Below are 21,268 nucleotides of genomic sequence, written 5' to 3' on the forward strand. Positions count from 1 at the left end.
TCCGCCAAAGTCTCGTTCGAACAACCTATCCCTGGCGGGATAAGAGGTTCAGCAGGACTCTGCCGCCCACGTTTCTCTTTCTTCAATATTCAATTTTCAAAGAACAGACACCGCAGACGCAGTGTCGTGGCCCGTTTCGCTTTTGGCTCCGGGGCCGTCCGAGTGTCGCTTACGCGGCTCTCTTGAATCTCACAACGGGCAGGCTTAGAAGCAAACTCCTTCGTCGCCAGCGGCGTGCCGCCCTCGTTGGTGAGGCGTATATAGTCGCCACCTTCAACAACTGTCAACAGCCATCTCAAAGTTTTTGAACTTTTTGCGACAGAAATCTCGGGCCCGGTCTGTTGATAGCCGGCTGCCCTTGGGGAACAGCGACAACGCCGGACGGGTGACCACGAAGGAGCCCTATTGCCGCCGCATTGCCGTTCGACACCGAAGCCAACGAAAGCGGCACCGCGCCGACGGCGCAGCGCCTCTTTCAAGAGCCTCATACAGGGGTGCGCGATGAGCCTTGCAGAGAAGGTGAACCGCCCCTCTTTATAGAGCGCCCTATACAAGAGAAGTGCGCGAGGGGAATTCGACCGGGGCGTAGGCTTCGTTGACTTCACCGGCCATGACAGGCAAATGTCACGGCCATAACAAAAGCGACAAGCCGTTCCGCCCGGGGAAGAAGCAGCCTTTCTGGATGCCAGACACGGAAGATGTCATAGCCGAACTCGGCAACGAGCCGCCGCTTATCGCGGACGGCCGCAGCGGCCCGCCCGACCGGCGCGAGGTTTCCGCACGCTGGCTGTCAGGCACCTTCCTCACCGGCGTGACCTCAAGCGTGCTGATGGGGGTGGCACTGTTCGCTGCCCTTGACGGACGTCAGCAATTGGCGACGCCACCCGAGATTGCGGAACTGATCAATCTTGCCGGCAATGGCGATTCCGGCGAGGTGGCCAAGACGACAAGGCTGGTGGCGCCGCGTCAGATCGCCAAGGCCAAGGACCGCCGTCGGATGGAAGTGTCGATGGTGACCAAGGTCGGCGACCGTGACGTCATCCACACCATGCCTTTCGTGCAGATCAAGATGGCGCTTGCCGCCGGCCACACCACCAGCCGCCCCTACCCGCCTTTCGACCCGATGCAGGTGTTCGGCAACGACGGCGACGACAGTGCTGCGCAGCCGGCGACAGCCTCGGCCGCTTCCGGCCAGATCTACGGCGCCAAGGTCGAAAGCGAAATGAGCCTGAAGACCGTCGATTTCCCGGTCGATACGGCGGCTTTCGACGAAAAGAGCGACCTCTCCGCCGACGAGGTGGAAAAGGTGGTGCGCGAAGCCGGCACCGACCTCAGCGATGGCGCCGTGCAGGTCGCGTCACTCCATTATGTCGACCCGCAGCGGTTCGGCGACGCCTTTGCCGAGAGCATGGCCGGCTCCTATGATGTCAAGATCGTGCCGGAGAACGTCTCGGTGGCGCCACGCGCCGCCGCCGACGATCAGGCGCCGGCTTTCGCCGAGGAAATCATTCCCTTCACCAAGGATCTCGACATTACCGAGGCCTTTGCCGATTCGGGCTATACGGGAGAAGACGCCACCGGCATGGCCGAAGCGATCGCCAAGCTGTTGAACGCGACGGCGCTCAAGGCCGGAACTGTGCTGCGTGTCGGTCTCGAGGTGCATGGCGACGCCGCCAAGGTCGTGCGCACCAGCGTCTACGACCGAACGCAGCACATCGTCACCATCGCGCTCGACGATCGCGGCCAGTATGTGCCGGCGCAGGAGCCGGATCCGAACCCCGAATTACTGACGGCGTTCGACGACTCACCGCCCGTGGTGGTGCGCGGAAATTTGCCGAACATCTATGACGGCATCTACCGCGCCGCTTATTCCTATGGCATGTCGAAAAAGATGACCCAGCAACTGGTCAAGCTGCTGGCATCCGGCGTCGACTTCCAGTCGCGACTCAATCCGGCGGATCGCCTCGAAGTCTTGTTCTCGCAGCCGGACGGCGACGACCAAGCGTCCGACGAGTCCGAACTGCTTTATGTCTCATCGACCTTCGGTGGGCAAACGCGCAACTTCTACCGGTTTCAGATGCAGGACGGTAGCGCGGACTATTTCGACGAGGACGGCAGCAGCGCCGAGCAGTTCCTACTGCGCAACCCACTGCCAAACGGGAGATTTACCTCCGGGTTTGGTGCGCGCAGGCATCCTATCCTCGGCTATGTCCGCATGCACACAGGTACGGACTGGGCCGCCCCGATCGGATCGCCGATCATCGCCGCCGGCAATGGCGTCGTCGAGAAGGCGGGCTGGGCCGGCGGCTATGGCAAACAGATCATCATTCGTCATGCCAATGGCTACGAGACGTCCTACAATCACCAGAGCGCCTTTGCCAAAGGTATCGAAGAAGGCGTGCGCGTTCGCCAGGGCCAGGTCATTGGTTATCTCGGCCAGACCGGCCTCTCCACCGGTCCGCATCTCCATTACGAGCTGATCGTCAACGGCACCAAAGTCGATTCGATGCGTGTCAGGCTGCCAGTCGGCAAAGTGCTGAAGGGCGATGATCTCGTCGCCTTCAAGCGCGAACGCGAGCGTATCGACGATCTGCTGAAGCAGGAAGACAGTGACTCGCTGAAGGTTGCGAGCGCCAAGATCGACGGCTGATTCGCTGATTTTCAGCCTTGCGGATTTTCCACACGCCGCGGCCATGGCAGCCACTGACCGGAAATGGTCGTCCACGCGATGACTGCCGAAAGCAGGCAGAGCAGCGCCGTCACCGAAGAGACGGCGGAAAACGCCGCGTCGCCGGCGGCGAGCCTCGCCGCATCGACTGCCGGCGCCAGCCCAGCCATCGCCGGTTCGCCAAAGCCTGGCACGCCGGGCGTCGCATTCCCATCGAGTGCTTTCGCGTAGACCCAGGCCGCAAGCGAGCCCATCGCTGCCACCGCGATCAGGCCGCCGATGCGCGAGACAGCATTGTTTATGCCGGAGGCAGCACCCGTATCCTTGTCTTCCACGGCCGTCATGATCGCGGTCGACAGTGGCGACACGACCAGCGCCATGCCAAGCCCCATCAGCCCCATCAGCGGAAATGTTCCCGTCCAGAAATTGTGGATGCCGGCATGGGTGAGCAAGGCAAGTCCTGCAAAGGCGAAAGCCACGACAAGGCTGCCGAAGGCGATCGGAAAGCGCGGCCCGATCCGGTCGGACAACTGGCCGACGGGCCTCGACAAAAGTGCCATCGATGCCGACAGCGGCAGGAAGATGAAGCCGACCTCGGCCGTGCTCAGTCCCCAGCCGGCGATCAGCAGCATCGGCAGATAGAAAAGATTGGCCGACAGCGCGAAATAGAGGAAGAACGTCGCGGCATTGGCGCCGGCGAAAGCGCCCACGCGAAACAGCGACAGATCGATCATCGGCTCGCGCTGCCAAAGCTCGAAGGCGATGAAGACAGCGAGCAGCACGGCGCCAACGGCAATGCTCGGCCCCGACAAATGGCCCTCGCCGCTGGCGCTCATCGAGGTCAGCCCGTAGGCGAGCGCGCCGAAGGCCAATGTCGCCAGTGCGGCACCGCCGAGATCCAGGCTGCGTTTTTCCGTCGGCGCATCGGCCGGGATCTTGGCCAGCAGTAGGTAGATCGAGATCAGGCCGAGCGGCAGGTTGACCGCGAAGATCGCCCGCCAGATGCCGTCACCGAATGCCGACAGCACGAAACCACCAAGCACCGGGCCAAGTGCCGTGGTCAGCGCCGAAGCCGCGGCCCAGATGCCGATGGCGCGGCCGCGCTCTTTTTTCGGATAGGCCTTGGCGATGATGGCGAGGCTGCCCGGCACCATGATCGCCGCACCAATGCCCTGCAGCGCGCGAAATGCGATCAGCACCACCGCATTCGGCGCCAGCGCACAGGCAAGCGAGGCGACAATGAACAGCGCAATGCCTGCCACGAAGGCGCGGCGCAGACCGAATCGATCGCCGGCGGCGCCCCCGGCAAGGATCAGTGCCGAGAGCGTCAAAGCATAGGCATTGGAAATCCACTGCGCCTGCGCCAGGTTGGCACCAAGGTTGACGCGAATCGCCGGCATGGCGATGGCCAGGATCGAACCGTCGATGAAACCGAGCGCCGAGGCCAGGATCGCCGCAATCAGCACGAATCGCCGTTGCGATGGCGGACAGAACGTGCCGTTGGTGGCCGGACTGGTCAGCGGAACGGCGGCGGCTTCGCTTGGTGAATGCATGGAACCTTGCTTAGACCGCAGGCGTGTTGGCAACAACCGGCCAGTGGCTTGCTGTCCTTGAAACCAGCCATATGGCCAGGACTGCGCCTGTCCGGATGCACAAGGCGGCAGTCATGCTAGGTTCTGGCTAGCTTTCTGGAAAATTGCAGAGGGGGGAAAAGTCGATGAAGCGGCCACTTGAAGCATCGGCGGAGGGACGCGGCCGTATCGTCGGTATCACCGACGGCGTGTTCGCCATCGCCCTCACTCTGATCGTCCTCGAAATCAGGGTGCCGGCGCACGAGGCGATCCATTCGGAGCGCGATCTGCTTGCCGCGATCGCGGCACTGGCACCACGCTTCCTGACCTATGCCTTGAGCTTCCTGACGCTGACCATCTTCTGGTTCGGCCAACAGGCGCAGCATGGGCTGATCGCCAAATCCGACCGGCGGCTTGCGACGCTGAACCTCTGCTTTCTCGCCTTCATTGCCTTGCTGCCGTTCTCGACCGATCTGTTGGCCGACTTCCTCGAGTTCAGAACCGCGATGCTGGTCTACTGGCTCAACCTGCTGATGCTCGGCGTCACGCTGTTCGCCAGCTGGCGCTATGCGGAGAAAAACGGCTTCCTGGCAGAGGATGTCGACGCGGAAACCAGCCGCACGGTCTATCTGCGCATCGTCAAGGCGCAGATCCTGTGGGCGGTCGGCGCGGCACTGTGCCTGATCACGCCGTTACTCAGCGTCGGATTTATCCTGGTGGTGCAACTGGTCTATGCGGTAACCCCTGGCGCGAAGTGGGTGCGCAGGATCATCGGCTGAGCGTTTCGGAGCGCTGCTTCAGCTTCAGTCGACGAACTCCACCGTCACGCCCGGCGAGACCAGCTTGGCCAGTTCGCGCGCATCCCAGTTGGTCAGGCGCACGCAGCCATGGCTTTCTGTTTTGCCGATCTTCGACGGATCCGGCGTGCCGTGGATGCCGTAGGTCGGCTTGTCCAGAGCGATCCACACCGAGCCGACCGGACCGTTCGGACCTGGCGGAATCGTCAGGACCTTGTCGTTTTGACCCTGCTTGAAATTGATGCTGGGGTTGTAGGTGTAGTTCGGATCGAGAGCGACGCGCGATACAGCGTGTATGCCGGACGGTGACGGTGTATCCGCAGACCCGATGGTTGCGGGATAGGCCGCCACCAGCTTGTCGCCCGCATCATACGCGAAGACCTCTTTCCTGCCCTTGTCGGCGACGATACGGGCAACCGGCGTCGAGACCAGTTTGCCGAAATTGGCGACCTTGATGGTCGTACCGGGACGATTGAAGTTGGCGTCCGGGTTGAGCGCCTTGAGGTAGTTCTCGTCCATGTGGAAGCGCTCCGCGAGCGCCTCGGTCACCGACGTATAGCCCATGCGGTCGAGCTGCGCCTTCTGGCTGTAGTCTTCCGGGATCGAGGCGACATAGGGACCGGCCGCATCCTCCGGGGTGATGGTGTAATTGGCGAAGGCATCGCCGCCAGACTGCGCAAGAGCCGCCTGGATGCCGACCGCATCGGTCGACCGCAGATTGCTGCCAGTGATCTGGTTGTAGGCGGCGAGCGCCTTGTCGACATTCGAACCGAAACGCCCATCGATGACGCCAGGCGAAGCGCCACCCCGGTCGAGCAGCACCTGCAGCGCCGCGACATCCTGACGTGCTCCCAGCGAAAGCGCCGGCTCGACGGTCGACTTGCCCCCAGTCGTTGGCGGCAGTCCCGCCTGCTCGGAGGGAGACGCCGGCTGGGCAGGGTCAATCGAGGCCTCGTTCAGCGGCTGGCGTTTGATCGTGCCCGGCTCTGTCGACTGCGGCGCATCGGGATAATTGTTGTCGTAGCTGCCGTCGTCCTGCGGTGGCGGCGGATAAGCTTCCACGGAATTGTCGCTGTTAGGATCATATTCGTCCGCCGGCGGCGGGATGACCCGGCCTTCTTCTTCCAACTGCTTGCGACGGAACCGCGCCATGTCTTGCGGATCGTCGAGATAGTAGCGGTCATTGTCATCGGGGACGCGGCCCAGTTCGCGCAGCCGTGTCTCGCGACGCAGCGCGCGCCGGTCGAGCCGCGTCTGCGGCGGCTGGATAGCGATGACCTTGCCGGTATCGGCATCGACGATGACGCGGTTGCCCCTGGCGTCGTAATAGATGTCGAGATTGCCGTCCTGGGCGACGAGGATGCCGCCATCGTCGGCAGCGCGGGCAACCCGTGGTGCGCTGTCCTGCGTCGGCGCGCCGAGCGCGCCAGAGGACAAAAGCCCGCCGGCGAGTACCGAAAGGGTGAAGATCGTGCGCAGCATGGTGGCCAAACTCTCCGGTCCGTAATTGCCGCCGCCCGGCAGTGTCCCTGTACGGCGAACCCCTTCGCCAGCAAACCAGTTCACCACCATATGGTTCCAATATGAACCGGGCATGAAGATGGCGGTTTCCCGGCGCCTCGATGAATATCAGCTAGCTTGCGGCAAGTCCCAGCTCCCTGCGCGCCTGCTTCGTCAGCTTCAGGGCAACAAGGCGATGGCTCTCGCGCAGATAGTCCTTCAGCGCGTCATCATCCATGCTCTGGCTTGTCTGACGCTGGATCCATTTCATGCCGCGCGAAGCAAGATAGGGTGCCGGCCGCAAGCCCGGCTGCTCCTTGAGCACGTCATAGGCGATGTCGGAACATTTGAAGGTGACGAAGAGCTGCTGGCCCTGGTCCCAGCCGCCGATCGCAAAGACTTTGGCCCCGACCTTCCAGACATGAGCGCCGCCCCATTGGACGACGTGGTTTGTCGAAGGCAGCGAAGCGCAGAAGCTGTTGTAGTCGTCCAGCGTCATCCGCGCCCCCGCTTGTATGAAAGGCCGCGCGTCCAGGCTGGACGCGCGGCGTTGGATCAGGCTGCCGCCTCGGCCGCCACAATCGTCGGCTTCGAGCGGAAGTTCAGCCGGTCGGAACCGGCTGTCACCTTGACGGTCGAGCCGTCGAGGATGTCGCCGAGCAGGATCTTCTCCGCCAGCGGGTCCTGCAGTTCCTTCTGCATCACCCGCTTCAGCGGCCGTGCGCCATAGGCCGGGTCGTAACCCTTGGCCGCCAGCCAGTCGATCGCCTCCTGGTCCAGCGACAGCGTGATCTTGCGATCGGTCAGCAGGCTTTCCAGCCGCTTGAGCTGGATCTCGACGATGCGGCCCATATCCTGCCGGCGCAGCCGGTGAAACAGGATCACCTCGTCGACGCGGTTGAGGAACTCCGGCCGGAACGAGGCCTTGACGACATTCATCACCTCGTCACGGACCTGATCGACATCCTGGTCCTCGCCGAGATTGACGAGATATTCCGCGCCAAGGTTCGACGTCATGATTATCAGCGTGTTGCGGAAGTCGACCGTGCGGCCCTGGCCGTCGGTCAGGCGGCCGTCGTCGAGCACCTGCAGCAGCACGTTGAACACGTCCGGATGCGCCTTCTCGATCTCGTCGAACAGCACAACCTGATAAGGCCTGCGCCGCACCGCTTCGGTCAGAGCGCCGCCCTCCTCATAGCCGACATAGCCGGGAGGTGCACCGATCAGCCGGGCGACCGAGTGCTTCTCCATGAACTCCGACATGTCGATGCGCACCATGGCGCTCTCGTCATCGAACAGGAAACTGGCAAGCGCCTTGGTCAGTTCGGTCTTGCCGACGCCTGTCGGTCCGAGGAACATGAACGAGCCGATCGGCCGGTTCGGATCCTGCAGGCCCGCACGCGCCCGCCGCACGGCCTTCGAGACAGCTTGCACCGCCTCGCCCTGGCCGACGACGCGCTTGCCGATCTCGTCTTCCATCCGCAACAGCTTGTCGCGCTCGCCCTGCAGCATCTTGTCGACCGGAATGCCGGTCCAGCGCGAGACGATATGGGCGACATGGTCGGGAGTGACGACCTCTTCGACCATGCCGGCCTTGCCGTCCTGGGCTTCGGCTTCCTTCAGCTTCTTTTCCAGTTCCGGGATCTTGCCATAGGCAAGCTCGCCGGCGCGCTGGAACTCACCCTTGCGCTGAGCAATGGCAAGCTCATTGCGCGCCTCGTCGAGCTGCTTCTTCAGATCGGCGGCAAGCCCGAGCTTCTGCTTCTCGGCCTGCCACTTTGTGGTGATCTCGGTCGATTCCTCCTCGAGCCCGGCGAGTTCCTTTTCCAGGCGGACGAGCCGATCCTTCGACGCATCGTCTGTCTCGACCTTCAGCGCCTCGCGTTCGATCTTGAGCTGCATGATGCGGCGATCGATCTCGTCGAGTGCCTCGGGCTTGGAATCGACCTGCATGCGCAGCCGCGAGGCGGCTTCGTCGACGAGATCGATCGCCTTGTCCGGCAGGAAGCGGTCGGCGATGTAGCGGTTGGACAGCGTCGCCGCCGCCACCAGCGCCGAATCCGAGATGCGCACCTTGTGGTGCTGTTCGTATTTTTCCTTCAGGCCACGCAGGATCGAGACGGTGTCTTCCACCGTCGGCTCATCGACGAACACCGGCTGGAAGCGGCGGGCAAGGGCCGCATCCTTCTCGACATGCTTGCGATATTCATCAAGCGTTGTGGCGCCAACGCAGTGCAGTTCACCGCGCGCCAATGCCGGCTTCAACAGGTTCGACGCATCCATGGCGCCATCCGCCTTGCCGGCACCGACCAGCGTGTGCATCTCGTCGATGAACAGGATGATGTTGCCGTCGGCCGAGGTGACTTCGGAGAGTACGGCCTTCAGCCGTTCCTCGAACTCGCCGCGGTATTTGGCGCCGGCAATCAGCGCGCCCATGTCGAGCGCCATCAATTGCTTGTCCTTCAACGATTCCGGCACGTCTCCATTGACGATGCGCAGCGCGAGGCCTTCGGCGATCGCCGTCTTGCCGACGCCCGGTTCGCCGATCAGCACCGGATTGTTCTTGGTGCGGCGCGACAGCACCTGGATGGTGCGGCGGATCTCGTCGTCACGGCCGATAACCGGATCGAGCTTGCCGGCGCGGGCATCCGCGGTCAGGTCACGTGCATATTTCTTCAACGCGTCGTAGCCCTGTTCGGCGCTCGCCGAATCGGCGGTGCGGCCTTTGCGGACATCGTTGATGACCTGGTTGAGCGCCTGCGCGGTGACCCCGGCCTTGGCCAGGATGTCGGCGGTCTTGGCCGATTTTTCCATGGCGAGCGCCTGCAAGAGCCGCTCGACGGTGACAAAGCTGTCGCCGGCCTTCTTGGCCAGCTCTTCGGCGGTCGAAAACACCTTGGCCAGCGGCTGCGCCAGATAGAGCTGGCCGTTGCCGCCTTCGACCTTGGGCATCGCTTCGAGCGCCGTTTCGACGCCAAGCTTGACGTCGCGGACGTTGCCGCCGGCACGTTCGATCAGCGACGCGGCAAGACCCTCGTCGTCGTCGACGAGCACTTTCAGGATGTGTTCGGGTGTGAACTGCTGGTGGTTGCGGGAGAGCGCCATGGTCTGCGCGGACTGGATGAAGCCGCGCACGCGCTCCGAGTATTTCTCAAGGTTCATATCTGTCTCCTTCCATCACCGGCCCGCTTTGCGGCACCGGATCCGATTGCGGTGACGGACCCGCCCATTCGAGCCGGGTCCAGTTCAGCCGAGATATGGTGCATAGGCCATGCTGTCTCAAGACGCCTTGATGTCGGTCAACGCACAATATTCCATCGCGGCACAAAACGAAAACAGCGGAGATTTCTCTCCGCCGTCCGATATCCTGAAATGTCGTTCGATCAGTTGTCGATGTCGACTTTGACCGGTTCGGCATTGCCGCCGTCGGCCGGGGCCACAGCCACCTCGCCGGCATCGGCACCGGAATTGACATTGTCGCTGCCGCTGTCGACCTGATCGGCACTGACGCGCGGACGGCGCGGGCGCCGCGGGCGACGGGCAGCACCGCTTTCGGCGGCCGCCTCATTGAGCTCGGCCTGGGCGGCAAGACCTGCCGGCGACAGGTTCTCGAACAGCGGAGCCGGCTCGGCTGTCACGACGGATTCGGTCGATTCGGCCGGCGAAGCGGCTTCGACCTGGGTCGGGGCCTCGTTGCGTTGCGGCTGGCCGCCTTGCTCGGCGGACGAGCCATAGTCGCGCTGGCCATTCTGGCCGTAGCCGCCATTGGGGCGACGATCGCGATGGCGCCCATTGTTGTCGCGGCCGCCATTGTTGCGCCCGCCATTGTCACGCCCGCTATTGCCATCACGATTGTCGCGGCCGTTTTCCCGGTTGAGCGCGACCTCGGCCGGCATGCCTTCGATGACCGGCTGCGGCCCGGCGCCATGGTTGATCACCGGTACCTGGGCATCGGAAATAGTGTTGCCGCTGTTGCCGGCATTGTCGAACTCGTCGCGATCCTCGTCGCCGTCATCGTCGAAATCATCGCGATTCTGTTGCGTGTTCTGGATCGGCATCTGCGCCTGCGCGGCTGCGATGATGCGATTGTAGTGTTCTGCGTGCTGGAGATAGTTCTCCGCCATGACCCGGTCGCCGGAGCTATGCGCATCACGGGCCAAGGTGGCATATTTTTCGGCGATCTGCTGAGCCGAACCGCGGATCTTCACGTCCGGGCCGTTGCTCTCGTAGTTGCGCGTCAGGGGATTTGGTCCCTTGCGGTTGTTGTTGTTATTGTTGTTATTGCCACCGCCGCCGCCATTATTGTTGCGACCGCGCATGCGCCTGTTCTGCTGTTGTGGCCTCATCAAACTCTCTTCATTTTGAAATTTTCGAAAACTCTTCACGAACGGAGGCGCTCATGCAGCCAGCCGCTTCGTTTCTTCACCGGCGTTCGCCCGCATCAATTGCGTTGGCGCCACGTGCCATCCTGTTCCGGTTACATCACTTGCCGGACGATTCCCGCACGAAGCTTGGGCATCGTTTGCGCAAGAAGGCAGCTATTTCCAAGGAAGACCGAATCGCTAAGAGCACTGCCTGCTTCGTCTCATCCGGTTAAGGCGACCCTAGCCGCATTCCCCGGCATTGCCAAGCGCTTTTTTTGCACTGCGTCAAGGCTTTGTCCTTTTAAAGACAAGAACCCTGTCGTTTCCGCCAAGGTCCTGAAATGCACCGCCCGGCAGGTAGCCGGCTACGACGAATATTTCCAAGACCTCGTTGTGCTGCGTGTGGCCGATCTCGACCGCAATCCTGCCTTCAGCTTCCAAAAACCTTGCCGCCTCCGCGGCGATGATCCTGTAGGGGTTCAGACCGTCCTCGCCACCATCCAAGGCCAGGCGCGGATCGAAATTGCGGACTTCGTCCTGCAGATTTCCAATGTCTTCAGACGGTATATAGGGAGGGTTTGCGGCAATTACATGGTACCGGCCGGAAACTTTTTCGAACCAGTCCGACTGGAGCGCCGTGAACCGACCTGCAAGGTCCAGTTGCCTTGCATTGCGGGTCGCCGTCGCCAGTGCGCCCGCGGACATATCGACCCCGGTGGCGATCGCTGCCGGCACTGCGCTGAGCAGCGCCAGCGCAATGGCGCCGGTGCCGGTGCCAAGATCGAGGATGCGGCATTCGCCTTCCCGCACGGCCACTGCCCTGACGAAAGGTAGCATCGCCTCGACCAGCGTTTCGGTATCCGGCCGCGGCTCCAGCGTTTCCGGCGACAGCGACAGGCGCAAACCATAGAATTCACGATAGCCGAGGATGCGATGCACCGGCTCGCCGCCGGCGCGCCGTCTCAAGGCATCAACAATTGCCGCAATGGCGCTTCCGTCGATCTTGCGGTTGGGATCGGCAATCGCCTGCGTGCGCGTCGTGCCGGAAAAATGTTCGACGATCAGCCTTGCATCGAGCGCCGGATCGTCGACGGCGGCAGCGGCGAGCCGAGCCTGCGCCTGCCGCAGCAGCGGCCCCAGCGCCTCGGGCAGTCGATCAGCCATCGATGCCGATGTCGGCGAGCAGCTTCGACTGGTGATCGGCGATCAGCGCGTCGATCACTTCATCGAGTTCGCCCATCATCACCCGGTCGAGCTTGTACAGCGTCAGGTTGATGCGGTGGTCGGTGACGCGGCCTTGCGGGAAATTATAGGTACGGATGCGCTCGGACCGGTCGCCGGAGCCGACCTGCGACTTGCGCGATTCGGAGCGCTCCTCATCCGCCTTGCTGCGCTCGAGGTCATAGAGGCGGGCGCGCAGGATCTGCATGGCCTTGGCGCGATTCTGGTGCTGCGACTTTTCCGCCTGCACCACCATGATACCGGTCGGCAGATGGGTGATGCGGACAGCCGAATCAGTGGTGTTGACGTGCTGGCCGCCCGAGCCGGAGGCGCGCATGGTGTCGATGCGGATGTCCTCTGCCCTGATGTCGATGTCGACCTCTTCGGCTTCCGGTAGCACGGCGACCGTAGCGGCCGAAGTGTGGATGCGCCCGCTCGCCTCGGTCGCCGGCACGCGCTGCACCCGGTGCACGCCGGATTCGAATTTCAGATGCGCAAAGACGCCCTTGCCCGAGATCGTGGCGATGATTTCCTTGTAGCCGCCGGCATCGCCATCGCTGGCCGACACCGTCTCGAAACGCCAGCCGCGTTCGGCGGCGTAGCGCTCATACATGCGAAACAGGTCGCCGGCGAAAAGCGCGGCTTCGTCGCCGCCGGTGCCGGCGCGGATTTCGAGAATGGCGTTCTTGTCGTCGGCGGCATCCTTGGGCAGCAACAGTATCTGGATGTCCTTCTGCAGCGCCTCGATGCGCTCCTCGACCTCCGGCAGGTCGGCCTCCGCCAGCGCCCGCATTTCGGCATCGGTACCCTTGTCGGCAAGCATGGCTTCAAGATCGGCCTGCTCATGCTCGGCCGAGCGCAGCGCCCTGACCTTGGCCACCATGTCCTGGATCTCGGCATACTCCGACGCCATCCGCACATAGGCTTCCGGCGCCGGGCCAGCCGACATCTGCGCTTCGAGCATCTCGAAACGCTTGACGACTTGATCCATACGATCGCGGGGCAAATTGACCATGATAAGGGTGCTACAATGGGATCGAACGGTCGTCGGCAAAGGCCTGCAGCAGCGCCCGCATCGGCAGCCCCTGCGCTGGCGCCATCAGATTGTCTTTGAAGAACGCCTCCAACTCATCCAGCGGCAGTTCCGTCAGCATCGCCTTGACCGGGCCGATCGAGGCCGGCGACATCGAGATCGAGCGGAAGCCAAGACCGATCAGCGCCATCGCCGAGATCGGCTTGCCAGCGAGTTCGCCGCACAGGGTTACCGGCGTGTGGTTGCGGATGCCGGCATCGGCGATCTGCTTCAGGACGCGCAGGAACGGCGCCGACAGCGTATCGAACCGGTTGGCCAATTGCGTGTTGCCGCGGTCGACGGCCATGACGAACTGGAACAGATCGTTCGAACCGACCGAGACGAAGTCGACCGCTTTCATCAATTCGTCGAGCTGGAACAGTAGCGACGGCACTTCCAGCATCGCGCCCAGCTTGAGGCTGGTCGGCAGGTGATGGGCAAAGCGCGACAGATGCCTGACCTCGCGGTCGATGATCTCGCGCGCCTGGGCGATCTCGCCAAGCTCGGTCACCATCGGCAGCATCAGCTTGAGTTCACGTCCGCCACTGGCCTTGAGCAAGGCGCGGATCTGGGTGCGCAGCAGGCCTGGCCGGTCAAGCGTCAGGCGGATCGCCCGCCATCCGAGCGCCGGGTTCTCCTCCTGGATCGCACCCTTGAAATAAGGCAGCACCTTGTCGCCGCCGATATCGATGGTTCGGAAGGTAACCGGCTTGCCGCGCGCCGCCTCGAGCACGTCGCGGTAAAGCTTTTCCTGGGCCTCGGCGCGGGGAAATGTCGAGGCGACCATGAACTGCAGTTCGGTCCGGAACAGGCCGATGCCGGCGGCACCTGCCTCGGCCAGCTGCGGCAGGTCGACGGCAAGACCGGCATTCATCAACAAGTCGACCTGGACACCGTCCCTGGTCGTCGACGGCTTCTTGCGCAGCTCGCGATAAACCTCTTGCCGGCGCGCCCGGAAACGCACCTTTTCGGCATAGGCGGCTTCGAGGTCGGACTGCGGCCGCAAATGGATCACGCCCTCTTCGCCGTCGACGATGATGGCATCGCCGTTTTCCGCCATGGAAACGGCGCCCTTCATCTGGCCGGCGACAGGTATGCCCATGGCGCGCGCGACGATGACGACGTGGCTGGTGGCAGCACCGTCCTCGAGCACCAGCCCGCGCATCTTGTCGCGGGGATAGTCGAGCAACTCCGCGGCACCCATCGAGCGGGCGACGATGATGGCGTCCTTCGGCAGCGACGCCGCGACATCTTCCGGCCCGCGCCCCATCAGCTGGCGCAGCAGCCGGTTGGCGAGGTCGTCGAAATCGCTCATCCGCTCGCGCAGATAGGGATCGGTCATGTGCAGCATGCGGGCACGCATGTCGCTCTGCACCTTTTCCACAGCCGCCTCCGCCGTCAGGCCGTTGCGGATCGCCTCTTCCAGCCGGCGCACCCAGCCGCGGTCGTTGGCAAACATGCGATAGGCTTCCAGAACCTGGCGATGCTCGCCCTCGAAGGCGACGTCGCGGCGCTCCAGCATGTCGTCGATGGAGAGCCGGAGCGAGCCGAGCGAGGTCTCGAGCCGGCGGACCTCTTCCTCGCTGTCCTCGTTGAACAAATTGGTGACGACGATGCGCGGCTCGTGCAGCACGACATGGCCAAGCCCGACGCCGTCGTTGAAGGACAGGCCGGTGAAACTGACCGGACGGCGCAAGTCGAGTTCGAGGCCCGGCCGGGTCAGCCGCGCCAGATCGCCGGTGGCGATCATCTCGGCGATGACCATCGCCGTGGTTTCCAGCGCCTCGACCTCGTCGTCTCGGTAATGGCGCATCGTCTTGTTCTGCACGACCAGCACGCCCAGCGTGCGCCCTGCCCGCAGCACCGGCACGCCAAGGAAGGAATTGTAGATCTCTTCCCCGGTCTCCGGCAGGTAGGCGAAGGCCGGGTGTTCCTGGGCGTTGGAAAGGTTGAGCGGCCGCGCGCTGGCCGCGATCGTGCCGACCAGGCCTTGCCCCAGCCGCAGTTGCGCCAGGTGGACGGCGTTCGGGTTCAAACCTTCGGTGGCGTAGAGTTCGAGCACCGAATCGGCGCGCAGCACGTAGAGCGAGCAGACTTCGGCGACCATGTTGGAGGCGATGTCGCGCACGATCCGGTCAAGCCGCTCCTGCGGCTCCAGCGGCTCCTGCATGAGCTCGCGGAGCCGTTTCAGCAAAACGCGCGGGCCACTGGCCTGATCACGCATCGCGGCTTCTTCTCCAATGGGCATTCTGCCCGCCGCAGTTTCCACTGCGACCGGCGCACACGCAACAACTCAAATCGTTCTCGCTACTGCTTATCCAGACCGTAGACGGAATGCAAAGTACGAACCGCAAGTTCAGTGTACGGACCGTCGATCAGTATCGAAATCTTGATTTCGGAGGTCGTGATGGCGCGAATATTGATCGAACGGTCGGCCAGCGCCTTGAAAGCGGTCGCGGCGACGCCGGCATGGCTCCTCATGCCGATGCCGATGACCGAAACCTTCGACATGCCGGCTTCCGATTGCACGACATCGTAGCCGATCGAGGCTTTCAGCCGCTCGAGCACGGCAAGCGCCTTGTCGACATCGCCTGACGGCACGGTGAAGGTCATGTCGGTGAACTTGCCGTCCTCGGAAATGTTCTGGACGATCATGTCGACGTTGATGTTGGCCTCGGCCAGCGGCCCGAAGATGCCGGCGGCGACGCCCGGCCGGTCGCCGACACGGCGCAGCGAAATCTGCGCTTCGTCCTTGGCATAGGCAATTCCGGTGACGACCTGCTGTTCCACGATCTCTTCCTCGTCGCAAATGAGCGTTCCGGGCGGATTGAGCAAATCCCCCATTCCGGGCGCATCGGGATCGTCGAAGGACGACCGCACGAAGGTACGCACCCTGTGCACCATGGCAAGCTCGACCGAACGCACCTGCAGAACCTTGGCGCCAAGCGAGGCCATTTCAAGCATTTCCTCGAACGAAATCTTGGCCAGCCGCCGCGCCTTCGGCTCGATGCGCGGATCGGTGGTGTAGACCCCGTCGACGTCGGTGTAGATGTCGCAACGATCGGCCTTGACCGCTGCAGCGATCGCCACCGCGCTGGTGTCGGAACCGCCGCGGCCAAGGGTGGCGATGCGATTGTCCGGGCCGATGCCCTGGAAGCCGGCGACCACTGCCACCTGGCCCTCGCCGAAACGCTTGATCAGGAAGGCGCCGTCGATGTCGAGGATGCGCGCCGCGCCGTGGGCATTGTCGGTCTTGATCGGGATCTGCCAGCCCTGCCAGGAACGGGCATGCACGCCCATGTTCTGCAAGGTGATCGCCAGAAGGCCGGCGGTGACCTGCTCGCCGGAAGCGACGACTGCATCATATTCGCGTGCGTCGTGCATCGGCGAGGCTTCACGCGTCCAGCCGACCAGTTCATTGGTCTTGCCGGCCATCGCCGAGACGACCACCGCCACCTCATGGCCGGCGTCGACTTCGCGTTTGACGTGACGCGCCACATTGCGGATGCGGGCGATGTCGGCGACGGAGGTTCCGCCGAATTTCATCACGATGCGCGCCATGGAAGCGAAATGCCTTTGACTGAAGCCGGACCCAACCCAAAAGCGGAATCCCGAAAAGCGGAAGGCCAGCTGATGCCGGCCGCTGAATGCGCGGCCTCCTTAGCCAAATGATGAAGCTTTCGCAAGGCTGGCGGCGGATTGCCTGCTTCAACAAGGTGGCATATTGCGTTCCGCCCCGCCGCCGCTTACGAAATGCTGCCCGCGGGAATTCCCATTTGGTTCGGCATAACAGATGATTGCTCGTCTTCGACGCGCCACCCGATGGCAATCGCTCCCGCTTTTCATCGGCTTCGCGATGCTGGCGCTGATCGTCGGCACGCGCGCCGTGCTGGTCGAGGGCCAGCGGGCCAATCGTGCCGCCGCGCGTGAGACAATCGAATATCAGGAACTGCTTTCCGGGCTGCTTACACTGGCGCAGGATGCCGAGGGCGGCCAGCGCGGCTACCTGCTGACCGGCGAGAAATCCTACCTCGAACCCTATCGGAAGGCCGTCGAGGCAATCCCGGGGCAACTCGCCCGCATCGACACCATGACAGCCTCGGACGACCAGCTCGCCCCGCAGGTCAGTCACATCAAGGATGCGCTTGCGCAAAAGCAGGCGGAGCTGTCCGAAACGATCGCCCTCTATGACAAGGGTGACGCGGCGAAGGCGCTGGAGATGGTCCGCAGCGGCCAGGGCAAGGCCGCCATGGACGAGATCCGGGCCAGCATGGATACGATCCGGCGCATCGGCGCCGCCGCCGTCGCCGAGCGTGACGAGCACACGGACCAGGTCGAGACCTGGCTGCGCATCGGCTCGCTGGCGGCGCTGCTGGCGATCTTTCTGCTCGGCACCTTCACCATTCGCGAATCCCGCCGCCGCTACCGCGAGGTGGCCGTCGCCCAGGATGAGCTGACGCGCAAGAACATCGCGCTCGGCAATGAGATCCAGACACGCGAAAAGGCTGAATCCCAGATCCGCCAGATGCAGAAGATGGAGGCAGTCGGTCAGCTGACAGGCGGTATCGCCCACGACTTCAACAATATGCTGGCGGTGATCATCAGCGCCATGAACCTCGCCCAGCGCAAGCTGGAGCGCGGCGAGCACGACATCGCGAAATTCATCGAAGCGGCGATCGACGCGGCAAACCGGGCGGCAAATCTGACGGCCAGGCTGCTCGCCTTCTCGCGCCAGCAGCCGCTGGCGCCGCAGATCGTCGATACCAACCGCCTGCTGACTGGAATGTCCGACCTGCTTCGGCGGGCGCTCGGCGAAACCATCCGCATCGAAACCGTGCTGGCGGGAGGCTTGTGGAAGACGCATGCCGACCCGAGCCAGATCGAGAACGCCATTCTCAACCTTGCCGTCAACGCGCGCGACGCCATGGCCGACGACGGCAAGCTGACCATCGAGACCGCCAACAGCCACCTCGACGACAGCTACGCAGCCACCCATGCCGAGGTCAAAGCCGGCCAGTATGTGATGGTCGCCGTCAGCGACACCGGGTCGGGCATGGCGCCCGACACCATGGCCAAGGCCTTCGAGCCCTTTTTCACCACCAAGCCGGTCAACAAGGGCACGGGCCTGGGGCTGAGCCAGGTGTACGGCTTCGTCAAACAGTCCGGCGGCCACGTCAAGATCTATTCCGAGCCCGGCGAAGGCACGACCATCAAGATCTATTTGCCGCGATTCTTCGGACAGGAGGAGGTTGCCATGCCCACGGGGCGAGGCGACAACCCCACGGCTCCGGTCACCGAAACCATCCTTGTCGTAGAGGACGATGCACGCGTGCGTGCTTCAACCACGGATGCCCTACGCGAACTCGGCTACACCGTCATCCATGTCGGCAGCGGCCAGGAAGCGCTGCAGGCGCTGGCCGAAAACCCCGGCATCGCCCTTCTGTTCACCGATATCGTCATGCCGGTGATGAACGGCCGCAAGCTTGCGGAGGAAGCGGTCGCCCGCATGCCGCAGCTGAAGGTGATCTTTACCACGGGCTTCACCAGGAACGCCGTGGTCCACAACGGCGTGCTCGACCACGACGTGCACTTCCTGGCCAAGCCGTTCACCATCGAGCAACTGGCGGCGAAACTACGCGACGTACTCGACACGAAGTGGCCCGGACCGGAATGATCCTGTCGTGATCGATGACGGCGACCTGTCCGGACGCAACCGCGTTTCTGGCTGGGTGCGGCAGCGGGACGCCGGACCTCAAGCCAGGGTTTTGCTCGCCTTGGCCTGGTGACGGTCGGCATGGGCCTTGCCCAGCCCGACGACGACGCGGTCGCGCCCGTCCGCCTTTGCCTGATAGAGCGCGCGGTCCGCGGCGTTGACGATCTCCGCCCAGGAGGCGCCAAGCTCCGGAAAGGCAGCCACCCCGAATGACGCGGTGATGGTGCCAAGCGTGCGGCCGCGATGAGCGAGGTGAAGCTGCTTGATCGCTTTTCGCAGCGCTTCCGCGCGCTCGGCGCCGTGCGCCAGCGACGTTGCCGGCATCATCAGGGCGAATTCCTCGCCGCCATAGCGCGACACCACGTCACTTTCCCTGGCGTGGTCGAGCAGCGTGGCGGCGACCTGCTTGAGGACGAGATCGCCGGCTTCGTGGCCGAACGTGTCGTTGAACTGCTTGAAATGATCGACATCGAGCATGATCATCGCCAGGGGCTGTTCTGCACGCTCCATGCGCCTCAGTTCGCGACTGCTTGTTTCCTCGAGATAGCGCCGGTTGTAGAGCCCGGTGTTGGGATCACGGATCGATTGTTGCCGCAGCGTTTCGCGCAGGCGCAAATTGGCGAGAGCCAAGGCCAGCGTATCGACGACGCCGCGCAGGATCTGCTGCCGCTCGGCCAGCCAATCCGGCTTGTCGGCGGCGTCTGGTTCGCACAGATGCACGATGCCGAGCGTCTCTCCCTGTGCCGCCAGAGGCATGCAGACATAACCGCGGCCGCCATTCTCGGTGATGTGGTTGCAGCGTGGTGTCAGCATGCCGGGGCCGGCAACATGCTCCTGGCCGCGCCGCAGCGCCCAGCAATCTTCCGGCGCAAATTGGCCAACGCTCGAACGGACCGCGCCCCAATGCGCCATCTCCTCGACCAGATTGCGCGAGGCGCTGGTGAGGTGAACGGTTCCGCTCAATCCGCCAAAGAAGTCGGGCATGGCCGACCCGACGACGGAGAACGCCTCCTGGAAGGTGACGCAAGCCTGAAGCAGCTCGCCGAGTTTGACCAGGCGGGTGGTTGCCTGCGACGTCTCCTTCAGTTCGCGGTTCAGCGTCGCCAGTTCCTCGGCGCGATCGCTGACCGCCCGCTCGGCGCTGCGCAACTCTGCGATGTCGCTCAACGTCAGCACGATGCCGCCATCGGCGCGATTGAGCGGATTGCAGCTCGCAATGACCGGCAGGTGCGATCCATCGGGCTTCGCCAGCCGCACCTCGGCCTGATGCCGGCGGCCCGTGGTCAGCGCCAGTTCGATCGGGGACGTACCCTGCGCCAGCCTGTTTCCCGACAATCCCCTTATGTCGAGGACCGACGGCCAGTCCTGCCCCTCGATCTTGTCGTTGCGCAACCCGATGATCTCAGCGGCTGCCGGATTGACCGAGACGATCCGGCCCTTGCCGTCGATGACAGCAATGCCCTCGGCAACGGTACGGACGATATCCTCGATATAGGCCTTCTGCTCGACGAGCTGCCCACGCGAGGCTTCGAGCTCGGATGCCATCTGGTCGAACCCTTGCGCCAATTGGCCGAACTCATCATTGGAGGTGTTGCCGATTCGCGCCCCGGCGTCGCCGCGCGCCAGCGATTCGATGCCGCGGTTGAGGCCGGACAGACCGGCGCCAAAGCCGCGCAGCAAAAGGAAGGCCGAGATCGCCGAGATCAGCACGGCGGCTGCGGTGCTCAGACCGACAAGCCAAAGCATGTTGTTGGTGCGCTGTTGGGCGGCGCGCAGCAGCGGCGTGTATTCGAACAGGACCGCGCCGACGATCTTGCCCGGGGCATCCTTGATCGGCACCGCGACAAGATTGATCGCCTCTGACACGTCGGCGCTGCTTTCAACGAAGTCGCGCGGCTCGCCGTCATCGAGCGTACGGCCGACTTCGTTGCCGCGATCATGCTCGAACACGGTTCCGACGTTTTGTTCCTCACCCGGGATATCGGCCAGGATGATCTTGCCGCGATCGACCACGACGAGGTCACGTTTCGAGCCGCTATGCTGCGAAGTGACGAATTCACGCAGTGCCTCGGGTCTCTCGAACAACGGACGTGGCGTATCGGCAGTCTTGAAGGCGATCGTCGCCGCCAGTTGCCGTGCAACACTTGTCGCCTCAGCCAATGCCGCGGATCTGGTCAGCGACATCTGGGAGACTATTGCAATACCGCCCACCAGGCCGATCAAGACCGCTGCGCTCAGCAAAGTAGCGATAATCTGGGTCTTGATCCGCACCAAGCCATCCGATTCTAGGAAAGGCAATCTATATGCCGAATCCCGCTCGTGCTTCAGGAAACCGCCAACCTCGTAAATTTCATGTTAAGGA

The 21,268-nt window shown here is 63.3% G+C and carries 13 protein-coding genes; 3 read left to right on the forward strand and 10 right to left on the reverse strand.

Annotated features, from left to right (window positions below; genetic code table 11):
• Nucleotides 1-682 precede the first annotated feature (682 nt).
• Nucleotides 683-2,650: a M23 family metallopeptidase gene (locus tag AC1DZP_RS00005; protein ID WP_477228450.1), complete on the forward strand. Its 1,968-nt coding sequence runs from the start codon at nt 683-685 to the stop codon at nt 2,648-2,650.
• An 11-nt stretch (nt 2,651-2,661) separates the two neighbouring features.
• Here AC1DZP_RS00005 and AC1DZP_RS00010 read toward each other — a convergent pair whose 3' ends face one another.
• On the reverse strand, nt 2,662-4,221 hold the full coding sequence (locus AC1DZP_RS00010; protein ID WP_477299731.1) for an MFS transporter: 1,560 nt from the start codon (nt 4,219-4,221) through the stop codon (nt 2,662-2,664).
• A 164-nt stretch (nt 4,222-4,385) separates the two neighbouring features.
• On the opposite strand from AC1DZP_RS00010, the gene AC1DZP_RS00015 reads away from it, so the two are divergent.
• The gene (locus tag AC1DZP_RS00015) at nt 4,386-5,018 is read left to right on the forward strand and encodes a TMEM175 family protein (RefSeq protein ID WP_477299732.1); all 633 of its coding nucleotides are present in this window, start codon (nt 4,386-4,388) and stop codon (nt 5,016-5,018) included.
• A gap of 24 nt (nt 5,019-5,042) precedes the next feature.
• Here AC1DZP_RS00015 and AC1DZP_RS00020 read toward each other — a convergent pair whose 3' ends face one another.
• From AC1DZP_RS00020 to AC1DZP_RS00055, 8 genes are all read right to left on the reverse strand, one after another.
• Nucleotides 5,043-6,518, reverse strand: a complete 1,476-nt coding sequence (locus tag AC1DZP_RS00020) for a L,D-transpeptidase family protein (RefSeq protein ID WP_477300169.1) — start codon at nt 6,516-6,518, stop codon at nt 5,043-5,045.
• 151 nt (nt 6,519-6,669) lie between these two features.
• Nucleotides 6,670-7,035, reverse strand: a complete 366-nt coding sequence (locus tag AC1DZP_RS00025; RefSeq protein ID WP_457152869.1) for an MmcQ/YjbR family DNA-binding protein — start codon at nt 7,033-7,035, stop codon at nt 6,670-6,672.
• 56 nt (nt 7,036-7,091) lie between these two features.
• Nucleotides 7,092-9,698: an ATP-dependent chaperone ClpB gene (gene clpB, locus AC1DZP_RS00030; RefSeq protein ID WP_477299733.1), complete on the reverse strand. Its 2,607-nt coding sequence runs from the start codon at nt 9,696-9,698 to the stop codon at nt 7,092-7,094.
• A gap of 221 nt (nt 9,699-9,919) precedes the next feature.
• On the reverse strand, nt 9,920-10,882 hold the full coding sequence (locus AC1DZP_RS00035) for a DUF4167 domain-containing protein (protein ID WP_477299734.1): 963 nt from the start codon (nt 10,880-10,882) through the stop codon (nt 9,920-9,922).
• 303 nt (nt 10,883-11,185) lie between these two features.
• Nucleotides 11,186-12,064: a peptide chain release factor N(5)-glutamine methyltransferase gene (gene prmC, locus AC1DZP_RS00040; RefSeq protein ID WP_477299735.1), complete on the reverse strand. Its 879-nt coding sequence runs from the start codon at nt 12,062-12,064 to the stop codon at nt 11,186-11,188.
• On the reverse strand, nt 12,057-13,136 hold the full coding sequence (prfA, locus tag AC1DZP_RS00045) for a peptide chain release factor 1 (RefSeq protein ID WP_477299736.1): 1,080 nt from the start codon (nt 13,134-13,136) through the stop codon (nt 12,057-12,059). Before prfA ends, prmC begins: the two co-directional genes overlap by 8 nt.
• Nucleotides 13,137-13,146: 10 nt before the next feature.
• A complete protein-coding gene (ptsP, locus tag AC1DZP_RS00050) occupies nt 13,147-15,417 on the reverse strand; it encodes a phosphoenolpyruvate--protein phosphotransferase (RefSeq protein ID WP_477299737.1) in 2,271 nt (756 codons plus the stop codon).
• 83 nt (nt 15,418-15,500) lie between these two features.
• Nucleotides 15,501-16,754 (reverse strand): aspartate kinase, encoded by a 1,254-nt coding sequence (locus AC1DZP_RS00055; protein WP_457150474.1) that lies wholly within the window; start codon nt 16,752-16,754, stop codon nt 15,501-15,503.
• Nucleotides 16,755-16,986: 232 nt separating this feature from the next.
• Between AC1DZP_RS00055 and AC1DZP_RS00060 the strand changes: the two genes are divergently transcribed.
• A complete protein-coding gene (locus AC1DZP_RS00060) occupies nt 16,987-18,867 on the forward strand; it encodes a CHASE3 domain-containing protein (RefSeq protein ID WP_477299738.1) in 1,881 nt (626 codons plus the stop codon).
• 78 nt (nt 18,868-18,945) lie between these two features.
• Here AC1DZP_RS00060 and AC1DZP_RS00065 read toward each other — a convergent pair whose 3' ends face one another.
• A complete protein-coding gene (locus AC1DZP_RS00065) occupies nt 18,946-21,177 on the reverse strand; it encodes a diguanylate cyclase (protein ID WP_477299739.1) in 2,232 nt (743 codons plus the stop codon).
• Between the last annotated feature and the right edge of the window lie 91 nt (nt 21,178-21,268).

The organism is Mesorhizobium sp. P2_F8, from assembly GCF_056403655.1.

Bases quoted from the DNA above. Each gene is read 5' to 3' on its own strand.
- AC1DZP_RS00005 (WP_477228450.1), top strand. From the start codon at position 683: ATGCCAGACACGGAAGATGTCATAGCCGAACTCGGCAACGAGCCGCCG.
- AC1DZP_RS00010 (WP_477299731.1), bottom strand. From the start codon at position 4,221: ATGCATTCACCAAGCGAAGCCGCCGCCGTTCCGCTGACCAGTCCGGCC.
- AC1DZP_RS00015 (WP_477299732.1), top strand. From the start codon at position 4,386: ATGAAGCGGCCACTTGAAGCATCGGCGGAGGGACGCGGCCGTATCGTC.
- AC1DZP_RS00020 (WP_477300169.1), bottom strand. From the start codon at position 6,518: ATGCTGCGCACGATCTTCACCCTTTCGGTACTCGCCGGCGGGCTTTTG.
- AC1DZP_RS00025 (WP_457152869.1), bottom strand. From the start codon at position 7,035: ATGACGCTGGACGACTACAACAGCTTCTGCGCTTCGCTGCCTTCGACA.
- clpB (WP_477299733.1), bottom strand. From the start codon at position 9,698: ATGAACCTTGAGAAATACTCGGAGCGCGTGCGCGGCTTCATCCAGTCC.
- AC1DZP_RS00035 (WP_477299734.1), bottom strand. From the start codon at position 10,882: ATGAGGCCACAACAGCAGAACAGGCGCATGCGCGGTCGCAACAATAAT.
- prmC (WP_477299735.1), bottom strand. From the start codon at position 12,064: ATGGCTGATCGACTGCCCGAGGCGCTGGGGCCGCTGCTGCGGCAGGCG.
- prfA (WP_477299736.1), bottom strand. From the start codon at position 13,136: ATGGTCAATTTGCCCCGCGATCGTATGGATCAAGTCGTCAAGCGTTTC.
- ptsP (WP_477299737.1), bottom strand. From the start codon at position 15,417: ATGCGTGATCAGGCCAGTGGCCCGCGCGTTTTGCTGAAACGGCTCCGC.
- AC1DZP_RS00055 (WP_457150474.1), bottom strand. From the start codon at position 16,754: ATGGCGCGCATCGTGATGAAATTCGGCGGAACCTCCGTCGCCGACATC.
- AC1DZP_RS00060 (WP_477299738.1), top strand. From the start codon at position 16,987: ATGATTGCTCGTCTTCGACGCGCCACCCGATGGCAATCGCTCCCGCTT.